This window comes from Streptomyces sp. NRRL S-244 (assembly GCF_000717915.1).
Lineage (GTDB): Bacteria > Actinomycetota > Actinomycetes > Streptomycetales > Streptomycetaceae > Streptomyces.
This window is the reverse complement of the sequence record NZ_JOCX01000015.1, coordinates 12,395-26,642: the sequence shown is the minus strand read 5'-3', so window position 1 is coordinate 26,642 and position 14,248 is coordinate 12,395. Positions and strand designations below refer to the sequence as shown.

The window sequence follows — 14,248 nt, the reverse complement described above, 5'->3', positions numbered from 1 at the left end:
CGAGCCGACGAGGGCAAGAGGTGCAAGAGCTCGCGGGACGAGGACGGGACGGACGTACGGATGGCGATGGCAGAGACGGACTCCGGGCGCACCAACCAGAAGAAGCGCACGCGTACGGCGATCGTCGAGGCCGCCCGCGAGCTCATCGCCACCGGCGGCGAGGTGACCATGCCCGCGATCGCCCGCGCCGCACTGGTCTCCGACGCCACTGCCTACCGGTACTTCCCCGACCTCCCGTCGCTGGTCGGCGAGGCACTGGCCGGCGTCTGGCCCGCACCCGCCGATGCGCTCCGACCGGTCGAGGGCTCCCGGGACCCCGTCGAACGCGTCGCCTTCGCCTGCGAATTCCTGCTGCGCGGTGTCGTCGCCCGCCAGGGGGCGGTGCGCGCGATGATCGCCGCCACCATCACCCGCCCGGAGGCGGCGTCCGGGAGGCCCGGCATCCGCTTCGGCCTCATCGACGAGGCGCTCCTTCCGCTCCAGGACACCTTGGGAGTGGCGGATCCGGAGGCCTTCGCCCAGCTCAAGCGCGACCTCGCCGTGGTCGTCAGCGCGGAAGCCCTGTTCAGCCTCACCGACCTGTGCGGACTCGCCCCCGACGCGGCCATCGCCAGCGCCACCCGTACGGCGAGGACGCTGACGGGGGCGGCGGTCCGCGCGGCCGCACGGGAGTAGCGCCTTCGCGGCAGTGGCGTCCGGCGACGTCCGGTGGCGTGCGGCGCCGTACCGTGCCACGGGGGGCCGTACGGGAAGCCGATCGGCCCCTCGGAACGTGTCGCCGCGCCCGCCAAGGGCCCCGGCATGGAACCGTTTCCGCATGACCGAAGGATCGACACCTCATCTCTCCGCGGCGCGGATCACCGTACTCGGCGTCCAGCCCGGCAACCCGCCCTTTCGCATCGTGGAGGTCGACGGAGAGTTCGTCGGCAGGGCGATGTCGATGACGGACGTGCTGCTGGTCGCCGCGGAGGCGGGAATCCCGATCCACGACCTCGACGACCTGGACGAGGTCCGGTGGGTCGGGGGCGGCAAATTCGTCTGGACCCCGCACTAGGCCGGGGTGTCCTGCGGACTGCTGACCGCCCCGCCGGCGGCGCCCGGTCAGGCGTCCGCGGGCGGCCGGCGGTCGGTGGGGGTGACCGGGGTGCGGACCGGCGTGCCGGTGCGGCGGGCGCCGGACCAGGGAGCCGGGACGGCGTCGATGTCCCGGGCCAGACGGTGGGCGATGGCCTCGTAGTTGACCCGCCAGCCGCGGAAGTGCGGCCAGGCCTGCTCCGGCGTGCGCTCCATGCGGTACCCCTGCTGGGACATCCGCGCCACGCCCTGGAGGAAGTCCTCGTACGTGAGCAGCAGCGGGTCCTCCGGATGCGGATCGTGGTTGTAGCTGACGCCGCGGATGTCGGCGAGGTCGCGCAGGCACACGAAGCCCGCGCGCAGGGCCATCCGTACGGCGTACTGCGGCTGGGAGGGGTTGAACGCCAGCCGCAGCGCCGCCGCGTCCATCACCGCCACCAGGGCCACGAGCCAGTTCCGGTTCGGCTTGGGCGAGCGGAATTGGACGAGGATCGGGTAGGTGGTGTGGCTCTCGCTCACCGCGGCGCTCCACCGCTCCCAGTTGCGGAACAGCTCGTCGAGCCCGTCCAGCAGCTCCGCCTGCGCGTAGCGGGCCAGGATCTCCGGCCCCCAGGGCGGGACACCGGCCCGCGCCTCCAGCAGGGTCACCTCGATCTCCCGGCTCTGGTACGCCCCGTACAGCGCGGGCAGGTACCCGACCTGGAGGCCGATGGTCACGGGGCCGGTGGCCGCCGCGCAGAAGTCGATGGCGTTCAGGCTCTCGCGGTTGCTGCTGGCGAACCCGAGCGTGAGCAGCGAGGAACCGGCCTCCACCAGCGCCTTGCGCAACGGCAGACCGCTTACGGAGGCCTCCAGGAGGCCGTAGCCGAGCAGGAACAGCAGGAGCCAGCCGATCAGTACGGCCACCAGGGTCAGCGGCGCCATCGGCGCCAGCACCCGGTCCTTGCCCTCGGGAGTGGAGCGGGTGTCGGCGGCGAGCTGGAAGGGCCGGCGGACGGCGTCGTGGACGAACCGGGTGAACCGGGACCGGCTCGGCCGCGGGACGACGAGGTTGCTCACGACGGAGGAGAAGCCCGACAACACGAGGGCGGCCCCGAGCACGCCCATCAGCACACGCAACAAGCCCCGCTCCCTTCGCGCCCGCGACGGCCCAGGCACCCAGCGGATCCCACAGGACGGTCGGAGACCAGGCGGCTCGCCCACCCGGCACCCCGAACGGCCGCGCGGGCGGCCGGGGCGCGGCCGGGGGCGCGGCCGGGGGCCACGAACGCTTGACGCTTGACCCTCACACGGTGTGAGGCGATGGGGTGGTCCCCACGTTCGAAGAAGGGATGCGTCGTGCTCGACTACGTGGGCTCCGGCCCGTACTGCTACACCAACTCCCTCGCGATGGTGCTCGGGCCGGACGCGCCCGCGCCCGCCGTGATCGAGACGCTGACGGGCTCGCCGTTCGGCATGCAGTTCATCGCGGGCGCGCTGCCGTTGTTCGACCCCTACGGCTGGCATCCGGAGACCGGGCTCGATTCCGCGATCGGGCTCCTGGGATGGCGGTGCGAGCGCAGCGACGGCGGAACGCCCGGTGAGGCGCTGGCGCGGCTGCGCGCTGCCTGCGCGCGGGGCCCGGTGCTCGTCGGGCCCGTGGACATGGGCCTGTTGCTCTACCAGCCGGGTACCCCGAGCGCCGACGGCGGCGACCACTACGTCGTGGTCCTGACCGCGGACGAGGAACGGGTCCGGCTCCACGACCCGCACGGGCACCCGTACGCCACCCTGCCCACCGGGGCGTTCCTCGCCGCCTGGGAGGCCGAGTCGGTCTCGTACACCGATGCGCCGTACGTGCTGCGCACCGGGTTCGTGCGCGAGCGCCTGGTCGACGGGGCGGAGGCGCTGCGGCGGTCGCTGCCAGGGGCGGTGCGGTGGCTGGCCGGCCGCGACGACCTGCCGATGCCGCCCGGCTCGGTGGGCGGCGCCGCGGCGGTGGAGGAGCTGGCCGCCCGGCTGTCGCGGGGCCTGGAGCCCGGCATCCGGACCCTGCTCACGGTGTTCGGCGTCCGTGTCGGCGCCCGCCGCCTGGGCGACGCGGCGGCCTGCCTGGCCGCTTTGGGGCTGGGCGAAGCCGCAGCCATTGCGACGGAACAGGCAGAGACCGTGGGTGAGTTGCAGTTCCTGCTGGTCGCCGGCGATGACGCGGGAGCCGCCGCGGTCCTGCGGCGCCTCGCGCCCACGTACGAACGCCTCCGCGCGGCCCTGAGCGCCCGTACGGCCCTGGACGCGTCGGGCGCCGTACGGTGAATCGGGGACGAGGGCCACGGCCGGGCGGGAGACTGGCCGGGATGCCGGACGGCGGACGGCGGAGGGCGGACGTCGGACTTCGGACGGCGGGATGCGGCAGACACGGGCGTGGAGGCGGTGGAGCGATGGGCGGCGCGCGGTATGTCGCGGACCTGATCAGTGCGTTCGAGCAGAACGCGGGGCGGCCCGCGATCGGGGCCGGGTCCGTCGTCATGGGGTTCTCCGAGGTCCTGGCCGATACGTACCGGCTGGCCGGCGTCCTCGGGGAGCTGGGGGTGCGGCGCGGGACGGGTCTGGCCTGCGTCACGGACGGCAACCGGCCCGAGGCGCTGCTGGTGCGGCTGGCCGCGCACGTACTGGGCGCACGGCTGACCCAGGTGGTCGTCGGCCCGGCCACCCACGGCCTGGACTTCATGCTGCGCGACTGCGCACCGGTACTGGTGGTGAACGACACCCCCGTGCCGGACACGGGGGTTCCGTGCATCGGTCCGGCGGAGTTGATGCGGCTCGCCCGCACCCGGGAAGGCCGTCCGGTGCCCGTGCAGGCACGTGAGGACGACGTGGCGCGTGTGACGTACACCGGCGGTACGACGGGCAGGCCCAAGGGGGTGGCCTCGACGTTCGGCGCGATGGCGGGCCGGACCGATACGCGAGCCAAGGGACGCGAGGGACGCGAGGGACGCAAGGGAGGCGGGCCCCGCGAGTCGGTCTACCTGTCGGTCACCTCGCTCGCGCAGCGTTCCGGGGGCCGGTGCCTGGAGCATCTGCGCGAGGGAGGACGGGTGGAGATCCTCGGCCCCTTCGACACGGGGGAGTTCGCCGCCGCCTGCCGGCGCCTGGCGCCCGTGTCCACGTACCTGACGCCCTCGATGGTGTACCGGCTGCTGGACGACCCGGCGACCGCCGGCGGCGTACCGGGTCTGGTCCAGGTGTCGTACGGCAACTCTCCCATCCATCCGGAGCGGCTGCGGCAGGCGCTGACGCGCTGGGGTGCGCGGCCGAGGTGGCGGCAGGGCTACGGGATGAACGAGGCCGGCGTGATCTGCAGGCTGTCGGCGGCCGATCACGACGCGGGGGTGACCGACCGGCCGTACCTCCTGGCGTCCGTCGGCCGCCCCGCGCCCGGTGTGGACGTACAGGTGCGCGATGAGGACGGGGCGGAGTCGGAGCGGGGGCGTACGGGGGAGGTGTGGGTGCGGTCCGCGATGGTGATGGCCGGCTACTGGAACCAGCCCGACCTGACGGCCGAGGTGATGCGGGGCGGATGGCTCAGGACCGGGGACCTCGGCCACTTCGACGCGGACGGGTACCTCTACCTCGACGACCGTGTGAAGGACGTGGTGATGGTGGACGGTGTCAACATCTACTGCGGTCCGGTCGAGGCGGCCCTGACCCGGCACCCCGGGGTGGCCGAGGCCGCGGTGGTGGGCAGGGCCGGTGATCGCACCGGCGAGGAGGTGTGCGCCTTCCTCGTGCCCGCGCCGGGTCACTCTCCCACCCGTGCGGCGGCCGCGGAGGCGTGCCGGCTGGTGGCCGAGGCGCTGGCTCCGGCCCACCGCCCGACCACCGTCTTCTGGGTGGAGGCCCTTCCACTGACCGACCGCGGAAAGCCGGACAAGCGGTTGCTGCGGGAGCGGGCTGCCGGATCGGCAGGGTCCGCGGCGCGGCCGTGACGGGGTGGTGCAGCTCTTCGCCGCCGACCACCAGGAGGTGACCTCCGCGAGCTGTGGCGGCAAGCCCCTGGAGGCCGAGCTGCGGCACAGCTGAGACCCACTGCGGGAAAGGCCCCGCCCGAGGTGGCGCTCGGGATGCGGATCCCGGCGGATGTCGGGATGCTGGATGCGCCAGCATCTCCAAGGAGGCCGTGATGTCGATGCTTGACAAGCTCAAGGGCCTGATCAAGGGCCATGAGGACACAGCCCGACAAGGGGTTGACAAGGCCGGCGACGCAGTCGACGCGAAAACCGGCAACAAGTACCAGAGCCAGGTCGACATGGCCCAGCAGAAGATCAACGAGCAGCTGGGAACCGACAAGCCTCCTCAGGACCGCCCCCCGCAGCCTTAGCCCGGGTCGGCCGTACTCCCCCTCCCGAGCCGGAACCTCAGCTGCCGGTCAGCGTGCGGTCCAGGAGGGGGAGCAGGCGGTCCCAGTGGCGTTGCAGTGCCGAGGGGTTGAAGGCGTCGGTGTCGGACATGGTGAAGCCGTGGACGGTGCCGGGGTAGACCTCGCAGGTGTAGTCGACGCCCGCGGCGTCGAGGGCCTGGCTCAGCTCACTGATCGCCTCAGGCGACATGTCGGTCTCGGCAAGCCCGAGGTGGACTTCGGCGGTGAGCTTGGCGACGAGGCGGTGCGGGCTGTCGGGCGTGTCCTTGACCAGGGGGGCGGGGTGGAATCCGGCGACGGCGGCCACCCGGTCGGGGTGGGCCGCTGCCGTGCGCATCGCCAGTACGGCGCCCATGCAGTAGCCGATCGTCGCGACCGGTCCGGTGCTGACCTCGGGCTGGGCTGTGAGGAACCTGATGTAGGCGTCGGCGTCGCGCAGGGCGCGTTCGGTGGTGTGTGCCTCGACCAAGGGCATCAGCCGGCCGAAGATCGCGGGCCGGTCCTCCGCCGTGATGTGCCCGGGAAGTTCGACCACCGGCGTCGGGCCTTGCCGGTAGTAGACGTTGGGGACGAGTACGTAGTACCCGTGCCCGGCCAGTTCGCGGGCCATCTCCTCCAGCACGGGCCGCACTCCGAAGGCGTCCATGTACAGCAGCACCCCCGGGTGCCGCTCGCCACCGTCCGGGAAGGCGGCGAAGGCATCGGCCTGGCCGTCCGCGGTGGGAATCTGTAACGTCTTGGTGGGCATTGTGGATCTTCCTTCCTTGGATTGATGCCAGTAGATCACCGGGCGCGGCGCCACGGCCGGCTATTCGCCGCTTCGCCGCCATGGGAGGGCGGAGGGATATGCGGGTGGGCGGAAGCGCGGGCGCGGCCGGTCGGGCAGTCGAGATGACCCGGGTGGGCGCCCGGTGGCGGGTTACCCGCCCGTGGCCTCCGTACTTGCGCCCTTTCGTGCACAGCTATGCCGGCTACTGGGAGGCGGCGGCCGCGCCCTATCGCGTGCGGTTGGTCCCCACGGGCCGAGCGGTCGTCGTGATCAATCTGGGGGAGCCGTTCACCCAGGTACGCCGACTGGGAGACGTGGGAGACGACCGGAGCCCGCACGGTCAGGTGACCGGCTCGCTGGTCGCGGGTCTGGAGGACGGACCCCGGGTGTGTGACCATCCCGGCGGCCAGGAGGCGATCCGGCTCGAGTTGACCCCGCTGGGCGCATACCGGCTGTTCGCCGTGCCGATGAGCGAGTTGACCAACACGGTGGTCGGGCTGTGCGACGTCCTCGGACCCGAGGCCGGAGTGCTGGCGGAGCAACTGGCCGCCACCACCGACTGGGGAGCCCGGTTCGACCTGCTGGACATCGCGTTGTCGACCCGGATCGAGCGCGGCCCGGATCCCGCACCCGAGGTGAGCCACGCCTGGCGACTCCTGTCCCGCGCCGGCGGGGCGATCCCGGTCGGCCGCATCGCGGCCGAAGTGGGCTGGAGCCAGGGCCACTTGGTCCGCCGGTTCACCGAACAGGTAGGCCTGACGCCCAAGACGTCCGCCCGCGTGCTGCGCTTCCACCGGGCCGCGGGGCTGCTGACTCGCGAGGGCGCGAATCTGACCGAAGTGTCCGCTGCCTGTGGCTTCTATGACCAGGCACACCTCAACCGGGAGTTCCGCGCCCTGGCCGAGACCACTCCCGGCCAGATGGCCGCAGCCCGCGTGACGGAGGGAGCGCTCGCCCTGTGAGGGGCGAGGTCAAATTTGTCCAAGCCAGGCCGTGTGCGCGTCGATAGCGTCTCCGTTCGTAGTTGATCAGGCACCCGAGCACGGGGGACGCCGAGGGCGGACCGGGCGACGGTGAACCTGGCCCAGAGGAGGAGTACTCGATGGAAGACCTGCTGCGCATCCTCGTGGCCGGCGCGCTCTCAGGCGGCTTGATCGGTTTGGCGGGGGCTCTCGGCCGTAACCGCCGCAGGCGTCGGGAGGGCGGTGGATCCGACCCCCGCTGATACCGGACGGGCGGGCGGGCATGCGGGCGGGCAGGCGGGCGGGCAGGCGGGCGGCGCGCGCGACGAGAGCCCGCGACGGGTTGAAGTGAGCTGACGAGGGCGGACCTCAGCGGGATGTCAGGACACGATCAAGAGCAGCCCAGCCCGCACGTCCCCATGTCGGCCGGCCACCGGGGAGGCCGCGTTCCCAGGCCCGGCCGATACCGATGAGGGAAATGCTGCGCAGGACGGCCCATCCTCGTGCGCGCCGGATCAACGCCTCGTCCGCGCCTCCGTACGCGCTGAAGAATCGTGCGGCCGCGCCCGCGGGAAGGAGCAGCCATGCGGCCGCGAGGTCCGTCGCCGGGTCTCCGGCGGTCATGTCGCCGAAGTCGATCACGCCGGAGATCGTGCCGGCCGAGACGAGGACGTTGGCCGGGTGAAGGTCCCCGTGGAGCCACACCGGCGGCTCCTCCCAGTCCGGAGCCGAGACGGCATCGTCCCAGGCCGCTCGGACGTCGCCGGCCACGGGGGTGTCGGCGACGTCTTGCACTTTGCGCTCGAACTCGTGCGAAACGTCTTTGAGTGGAACGCCTCGATTCGGATGGGCGGGAGCCTCGGCAGGAGCGCCTCGGTGGAGCGCTCCGAGGAAGCCGGCCAGACGGTCGGCTGCCTCGGGGGCGCGCGTGATCGACGCGCGGTCCCCGGGCTCCCCGGGAACCCAGGTCACGATGGTCCACGGACTCGGGAAGTGCGGGGACGGTTCGCCGATACGCACGGGGGTCGGCACCGGGAGCGGCAGCTGCGGAGCCAGGACGGGCAGCCACCGCTGCTCGTTGCGCAGGAGGGACGGGGCGCGCGGCGTGCGCGGCAGGCGCACCGCCAACTCATCTCCCAGGCGCCACAGTTGGTTGTCCCAGCCGGCGTCCACCGGTCGCAGGACCAGCCCCGCAAGGTCCGGGTGCTGCTCCCGCAGCAGCGATCGCACCAACTGCTCATCGATGTCGACGTCGGCCATGGCCATGTGTGGTGTCCTTCGGCAGCGTCGGTGCTTGTCGTACATGCCGTGCAGGTCGACTATGCAGTACATGCCCGTGTGTCCGGCGGTCAGTGGCCGGAGTCGGCTGAGAGCTGCTGCATGAGACTCGTCATGTCGGGGGCGACCCACTCCTCGGCGATCTTGTCGCCTTCCAGTCGGTAGACCTCGATGCTGCGGAAGCTCACGGGCCGTTGCGTCGCCCGGATCCCTTGGAAGGCGCCCCGGTGCGTGCCGCGGAAGCGGACGCGCACCGCGACCTTGTCGTCGATGCCGAACATGTCCTCGACCTGGATCTGCAGGTCGGGGAAGCCCTCGAGCATGGCCTGGGCTCCCAGCTTCCAGACCTCCCGCCCGTACAGGGGGTCCGGTATGCCGGGGACGTTGGCGATGAAGTTCTCCGTCAGCATCTCGGCGCTCGCGTCGAGATCGCCGCTCTGCAGCGTCTCGTAGGCGGTGCGTACCAAGGCCAGGTTCTTCTCCGGGGTCGTGCTCATGGACGTGTCCCTCTCCTTCGGGCGATCGAGCCGTACGCGATCGACGGGAGAGGAGCGCCGCACCGCCGGCGACGGGCCCGACGGGCCACCTGTCGGGAAAGTCCGGCGGTGCGGCGCCCGCTCCGGATCGCGTGCCCTCAGTAGAAACCGTGCCGTCGCGGCAAGGTCAAACAGGCGTCAGTGGCGGTACGTGAGAAGTCCTGCCGGCCTACTGGACGGGAGAGGGCCATCCTGCGCCGTGGCGAGCCATTCGGGGCGGTCGAGGAACGCGAGCACCGCCCGCTTCTCGGGGAGGTGGATCTCCGGCAAGTCGATCTCGGGGAGCGTGATCTCGCCCTGCCTGACGAAGCCGATACGGCCCAGCAGGGCGATGGCCTTCTCGTTGCGCGCGTCGGGCTCGCCCACCGCGCGCCGCACGGCCGGGTCGCGGAACGCGAAGCGGATGAGCGAGCCGATGAGGGTACGGCTGAAGCCGGGGCGGGGCCGGCCGGCGATCGGCGCCAGCATGAGGTGGACGCCGATGTCGCCCTCCCGTACCTCGTAGCACTCGCTGACCCGGTCCTCCTCCGGCCGGTAGGTCTGGAAGAGCGCCACGGGCTCGTCGTCCAGCCGGACCATGTACGCGTGATGGGTGTCTCGGCGGTCCACGTCCTCGTAGATCTCCTGCACCAGCTCCCGACTGGCTTCGTTCATGCCCCAGAATTCGGCGCGCTCCTCGACGACCCAGGCGTGCAACACGGCGGAGTCCGGCGCGGGGTCGACGGGAGTGAAGCGGACGGTGCCGAAGTCTTCGACGGTCTCGGTGTAGACGTCGGCGCGCGGGGTGGCGAGGACAGCGGACTCGGGTCTCATGCGGTCTCGGTTCCTTCGTGACGGTGGGGCCGGCCGGCGATGAGCACACCGGCCCGCAAGCAAACTTGTTAGGTTAGGCTGGCCTAAGTGTAGGGGTTCGTTGGCGTGATTCGAGCGCAGGGCGGGCGTCGCCTGCGGGCAGCCGTACGTGTGCAACGAGAGCGGGGTCGGCCGCTCGGCCATCCGCCCGCCCGTGACGACGAGCTCCTGCCGCTCAAGCCACCGTCTTGTCCTGCTGTCGTCGCACCATCTCGGAGATCCAGACGGGCGCGAAAGGAGACGTGCAACCCGGGGGAGTCGGGTAGTCCTTGAGTACCTCCAGACGCTCACCGATGGCGATCGCGCGGGCGCGGTGCTCTGCGTGTTCGATCCCGATCCGTGCCAGGCAGTGGTTCATCGCCCACTGCAGGCGGTCCGGGGCGTCCTTCATCTCCGCCTCGATGACGTCGAGCAGTCCTGCGAGGTCGAGGCCCTCGGGCTTCTTCGCCACGCGTTCGGTGGTCAGCGCCCAGCCGGCGCTCGCGACCACCGGATCCGGATCTGCCGACCAGGCGGGCCGCAGCTCTTCCGCGTGCGGGCTCTTCTTCACCACGTAGTTCACGAGCCAGTCGTGCACCTTGGGCGTCCGCGCCTCGCGCAGCATGACGTCCAATTCGTCACGATCGAACGCCTTCGGGCGGCAGATCAGGATCGCCACCAGTCTCGCCGCGGTGTCATCCGTTTTCCAGAGCCGGCGCGCGAGCTCCTGCTGCGTCTTCAGCCGCTTTGCGAGGGCGCGCAGCTTGCCGAGGTTCACGCCGTGATCGTCACCGTGCCTCTCGTTCACCGCGCGTGTTTTCGGGTCCTCGAGCGCGGCCAGCTCGGCCATGACCTCGGCCACCGTCGTCTCGGTCATCTCGGCCTCCTGTCCGTCGCGGGCGGGATCCAGCCTATGGCGGAATTCGGCCGGGACCCGGAAGCGGTCCGTGCGCCGTTCGGCTGCGCCTTGGCGTGCGTGGAGGTCTGCCGAGGCTCCGCGGCGTCCACGGGAAATGGCCGAACTCCTGCGGAATCCGACTGCCGTTCGTCTGGTGTATCCGCCACCGTCACGTCAGGCTCCCTCTCCAGTAGCCCCGACACGCTGTTCTGGGGGCGCTCCAGCACCCCTCGATGCAAAGCAGAGGTCACTCTCGCCATGGCAGAACTGAACCGTCGCCGCTTCCTCCAGCTCACCGGGGGCGCCGCCGCCCTGACCCTGCTCAACGAGAGCATCGCGCGCGCCGCCGCCATCCCCGCGCAGGGGACGACGGGGACGATCGCCGACGTCGAGCACATCGTGGTCCTGATGCAGGAGAATCGTTCCTTCGACCACTACTTCGGTGCGCTCCGCGGCATCCGTGGTTTCGGGGACCCGCGCCCGGTGACCCTGCCCAGCGGCAAGTCCGTCTGGCACCAGACCGACAACGCGGGCAAGGAGACGCTGCCGTTCCGGCCGCCGTCCGACGACCTGGGCATGGAGTACCTCCAGGGTCTCAACCACGACTGGGCGGGCGGCCAGAGCGCCTTCAACAAGGGCAAGTACGACAACTGGGTGCCCGCCAAGACGCCGGCCACCATGGCCCACCTGACGCGCGAGGACATCCCGTTCCACTACGCGCTCGCCGACGCGTTCACCATCTGCGACGCCTACCACTGCTCGTTCATCGGCTCGACCGACCCGAACCGCTACTACCTCTGGTCGGGCCACACCGGCAACGACGGCAAGGGCGGCGGCCCGGTCCTCAACAACGCCGAGGCCGGCTACGGCTGGACCACCTACCCCGAGCGCCTCGAGGCGGCCGGCATCTCCTGGAAGGTCTACCAGGACATCGGCAACGGACTCGATGCCGCCGGTTCCTGGGGCTGGATCGACGACGCCTTCCGCGGCAACTACGGCGACAACTCGCTCCTCTACTTCAACAACTACCGGGGCGCGCAGCCCGGCAACCCGCTGTACGAAAAGGCCCGCACCGGCACCGACGCCCGCACCGGTGAGGGTTACTTCGACAAGCTGCGCGCCGACGTGACCGCCGGCACCCTGCCCCAGGTCTCCTGGATCGCCGCTCCCGAGGCCTTCAGCGAGCACTCCAACTGGCCGGCCAACTTCGGCGCCTGGTACATCGCGCAGGTGCTGGACGCGCTGACCTCCAACCCCGACGTGTGGGCCCGTACCGCGCTGTTCATCACGTACGACGAGAACGACGGCTTCTTCGACCACGTCGTCCCGCCGTACGCCCCCGCCGACGCCAACCAGGGCCTGTCGACCGTCTCCACCACGCTGGACGTCTTCCCCGGCAAGGCCGGCTACGTCGCCGGCCCGTACGGTCTCGGCCCGCGCGTGCCGATGCTCGTCGTCTCGCCGTGGAGCACCGGCGGCTACTCCTGCTCCGAGACCTTCGACCACACGTCGGTCATCCGCTTCATGGAGAAGCGCTTCGGCGTGCAGGAGCCCAACATCTCGCCCTGGCGCCGCGCCGTCTGCGGTGACCTGACCTCCGCCTTCGACTTCGCGCGCACGGACACCAACACGGTCCGGCTGCCCGACACCGGCCCCTGGGAGCCGCAGGACCGCGAGCGCCACCCCAACTTCCTGGCCACGCCGCCGGCCGTGGGGACCATGCCGCGCCAGGAGAAGGGCCTGTGCAACACCCGTCCGCTGAAGTACGCCCCGTACGTGGACGGCGCCGCGCTCACCGGCGAGGGCAAGTTCCGGCTGACGTTCTGCGGCGGCCCGGACCTGGGTGCGCAGTTCTACATCACCTCCGCCAACCGGACCGACGCCCCCTGGACCTACACCACGGAGGCCGGCAAGTCGATCTCGGACACCTGGAACACCCGCTACTCGGCGGGCGTCACCGACCTGACCGTCCACGGCCCCAACGGCTTCCTGCGCGGCTTCCGCAACCCCGGTACCACCCCCGGCCCCGAGGTCACCGCCCGCCACAACGCCACCACGGGGAACCTGGACCTCACCCTCACCAACGCCGGGGCATCGACCGCGACGCTCACGGTGACCAACGCCTACGGCGGCGGACCGAAGCGGCTCACGGTCGCCAAGGGCGCCACCGTGACGTACAGCGTTCCCCTGCGGAGCACGCGACGCTGGTACGACGTGACGGTCACCGCGTCCGAAGCCCCGGACTTCGGCCGCCGCTTCGCCGGCAAGGTCGAGACCGGCGCGGCCGGCCTGTCGGACCCGGGCATCCTGACGAACCAGTCCTCCTGACCCGGGCGGCCCGCTCCGCGGAACCCTCCGCGGAGCGGGCCGGCCGCCCGTGGCGCGGCCCCGAGCACGGCCCCGACCGCCGCTCTTCTCGGGGAATCCACGTGCTCACGCCTCCCGGGCGGCCAGGGTCCGGGCGGCGGTCTTCTCCAGGTGCGCGGTGAACATCGCGGCCGGGTCCGCGACACCGAGCCGGTGCAGCGCGACCATCGCCGTCACCAGTACGTCGCACACTTCCGCCTCCACGTCCCGCCACGAGTGGGACAGGCCCTTGCGGGGGTTGGTTCCGGTGGCGCCGATCACGGCCTGGGCCGCCTCGCCGAACTCCTCCCCGATCTTGAGTACCTGCAGTACCCGGCGCTGCTCGGCCGGGACATGAGCGGCCGCCTCGTCGAGGAAGACGGCAAGCTCCCCGGTGACGGCCCAGGCGTTCTTCTCCACGGTGGTTCCCCTTCGTCCGGCTGTCGTCCGTACTCAGTCCTGTGAACGAATGGGATGACGTCCGGGATGCTCCCGTCCGTCGGGCCGCCCGCGGCCGCCTACCGGACCAGCGCGAACGTAGTGGTGGCGATGGCCCCGCCGACTGCCGCGCCCGCGAGGACCTGGGCAACGGTGTGGTCCTTGAGCTCTACCCGGGACCACCCGACGACGGCGACCAGGGGGTACGCGAGGAGCACCCGGGGCCCGTACACCATGGCGAGCATGGCGACGCTCCCGGCGGAGACGGCCGCATGCACGCTGATCTTCCACGCAGGTGTCACGGCGAGGAGGGCCACGAGGGTGGCCAGCATGGCCGAGATCAACGCGATCATGGTTCGCGGGGCGCTGAGGGCCCAGAGCAAGGTGATGCCGGTGGCCACCGAGACGGCGACGAAGGCCATCACGACGATCCGCTGCTGCCGCGGGCCGACGTGCCGGTCGGTCCAGCGGCCGCGGCGTATGCCGTACTTGATGAAGGCCAGGGGTATGACGGCGGCGAACAGGCAGCCGAGGAGGCCCCATCCGATCCCGGCGAGGCGGCCGGTGTACCAGCCGATCAGGAGGGTGTCGGCGATGATCCACGTCTTCGGGTCGAGCCCATCGGTGATCAGGCGCGCGGCCCGGGACTCGTCGGGCTGTACGACCGTGGTCGTGGTCGTGGTCGACGTGGTCACGTCGTGGCCTCCTGGCTGGTCGCGG

General features: G+C 71.5%; 15 protein-coding genes. 7 read left to right on the top strand and 8 right to left on the bottom strand.

Features of this window, described 5'->3' with window-relative positions; genetic code table 11:
- The first annotated feature begins 60 nt into the window (after window positions 1-60).
- Both IF02_RS0119705 and IF02_RS0119700 read left to right on the top strand, forming a co-directional pair.
- On the top strand, window positions 61-675 hold the full coding sequence (locus IF02_RS0119705; protein WP_030158742.1) for a TetR/AcrR family transcriptional regulator: 615 nt from the start codon (window positions 61-63) through the stop codon (window positions 673-675).
- 142 nt (window positions 676-817) lie between these two features.
- Window positions 818-1,054: a hypothetical protein gene (locus IF02_RS0119700; RefSeq protein ID WP_030158739.1), complete on the top strand. Its 237-nt coding sequence runs from the start codon at window positions 818-820 to the stop codon at window positions 1,052-1,054.
- Window positions 1,055-1,101: 47 nt separating this feature from the next.
- Here the strand turns inward: IF02_RS0119700 and IF02_RS0119695 are convergent, their stop codons facing one another.
- Window positions 1,102-2,187, bottom strand: a complete 1,086-nt coding sequence (locus IF02_RS0119695) for a hypothetical protein (protein WP_234318278.1) — start codon at window positions 2,185-2,187, stop codon at window positions 1,102-1,104.
- Window positions 2,188-2,412: 225 nt separating this feature from the next.
- Here IF02_RS0119695 and IF02_RS0119690 point away from each other — a divergent pair, with 225 nt between their 5' ends.
- From IF02_RS0119690 to IF02_RS0119675, 3 genes are all read left to right on the top strand, one after another.
- Window positions 2,413-3,366 (top strand): hypothetical protein, encoded by a 954-nt coding sequence (locus IF02_RS0119690; RefSeq protein WP_030158736.1) that lies wholly within the window; start codon window positions 2,413-2,415, stop codon window positions 3,364-3,366.
- Window positions 3,367-3,491: 125 nt separating this feature from the next.
- Complete coding sequence (locus IF02_RS0119685) at window positions 3,492-5,039, top strand: AMP-binding protein (protein ID WP_030158734.1); 1,548 nt, start codon at window positions 3,492-3,494, stop codon at window positions 5,037-5,039.
- Between the two features lie 194 nt (window positions 5,040-5,233).
- Window positions 5,234-5,431 (top strand): antitoxin, encoded by a 198-nt coding sequence (locus IF02_RS0119675; RefSeq protein ID WP_030158732.1) that lies wholly within the window; start codon window positions 5,234-5,236, stop codon window positions 5,429-5,431.
- A 37-nt stretch (window positions 5,432-5,468) separates the two neighbouring features.
- Here IF02_RS0119675 and IF02_RS0119670 read toward each other — a convergent pair whose 3' ends face one another.
- Complete coding sequence (locus tag IF02_RS0119670; RefSeq protein ID WP_030158730.1) at window positions 5,469-6,218, bottom strand: dienelactone hydrolase family protein; 750 nt, start codon at window positions 6,216-6,218, stop codon at window positions 5,469-5,471.
- 80 nt (window positions 6,219-6,298) lie between these two features.
- Between IF02_RS0119670 and IF02_RS0119665 the strand changes: the two genes are divergently transcribed.
- Complete coding sequence (locus IF02_RS0119665) at window positions 6,299-7,201, top strand: AraC family transcriptional regulator (protein ID WP_324603776.1); 903 nt, start codon at window positions 6,299-6,301, stop codon at window positions 7,199-7,201.
- Window positions 7,202-7,570: 369 nt separating this feature from the next.
- Here IF02_RS0119665 and IF02_RS0119660 read toward each other — a convergent pair whose 3' ends face one another.
- From IF02_RS0119660 to IF02_RS0119645, 4 genes are all read right to left on the bottom strand, one after another.
- Window positions 7,571-8,467, bottom strand: a complete 897-nt coding sequence (locus IF02_RS0119660) for an aminoglycoside phosphotransferase family protein (RefSeq protein ID WP_030158726.1) — start codon at window positions 8,465-8,467, stop codon at window positions 7,571-7,573.
- Window positions 8,468-8,550: 83 nt separating this feature from the next.
- Window positions 8,551-8,976 carry an ester cyclase gene (locus IF02_RS0119655; RefSeq protein WP_030158724.1) on the bottom strand — a complete coding sequence of 142 codons (426 nt, stop codon included), beginning with the start codon at window positions 8,974-8,976 and terminating at the stop codon, window positions 8,551-8,553.
- A 177-nt stretch (window positions 8,977-9,153) separates the two neighbouring features.
- Window positions 9,154-9,828, bottom strand: a complete 675-nt coding sequence (locus IF02_RS0119650; RefSeq protein WP_078622190.1) for a GNAT family N-acetyltransferase — start codon at window positions 9,826-9,828, stop codon at window positions 9,154-9,156.
- 214 nt (window positions 9,829-10,042) lie between these two features.
- The gene (locus IF02_RS0119645; RefSeq protein ID WP_030158721.1) at window positions 10,043-10,723 is read right to left on the bottom strand and encodes a DNA alkylation repair protein; all 681 of its coding nucleotides are present in this window, start codon (window positions 10,721-10,723) and stop codon (window positions 10,043-10,045) included.
- A 279-nt stretch (window positions 10,724-11,002) separates the two neighbouring features.
- Between IF02_RS0119645 and IF02_RS0119640 the strand changes: the two genes are divergently transcribed.
- A complete protein-coding gene (locus tag IF02_RS0119640) occupies window positions 11,003-13,072 on the top strand; it encodes a phosphocholine-specific phospholipase C (protein ID WP_030158719.1) in 2,070 nt (689 codons plus the stop codon).
- A gap of 105 nt (window positions 13,073-13,177) precedes the next feature.
- On the opposite strand, the gene IF02_RS0119635 is transcribed toward IF02_RS0119640, so the two are convergent.
- Together IF02_RS0119635 and IF02_RS0119630 are read right to left on the bottom strand one after the other, a co-directional pair.
- Window positions 13,178-13,510, bottom strand: coding sequence for a MazG-like family protein (locus tag IF02_RS0119635; protein WP_030158717.1), 333 nt, complete (start codon window positions 13,508-13,510; stop codon window positions 13,178-13,180).
- Window positions 13,511-13,608: 98 nt separating this feature from the next.
- On the bottom strand, window positions 13,609-14,223 hold the full coding sequence (locus IF02_RS0119630; protein WP_030158715.1) for a phosphatase PAP2 family protein: 615 nt from the start codon (window positions 14,221-14,223) through the stop codon (window positions 13,609-13,611).
- Window positions 14,224-14,248: the final 25 nt, after the last annotated feature.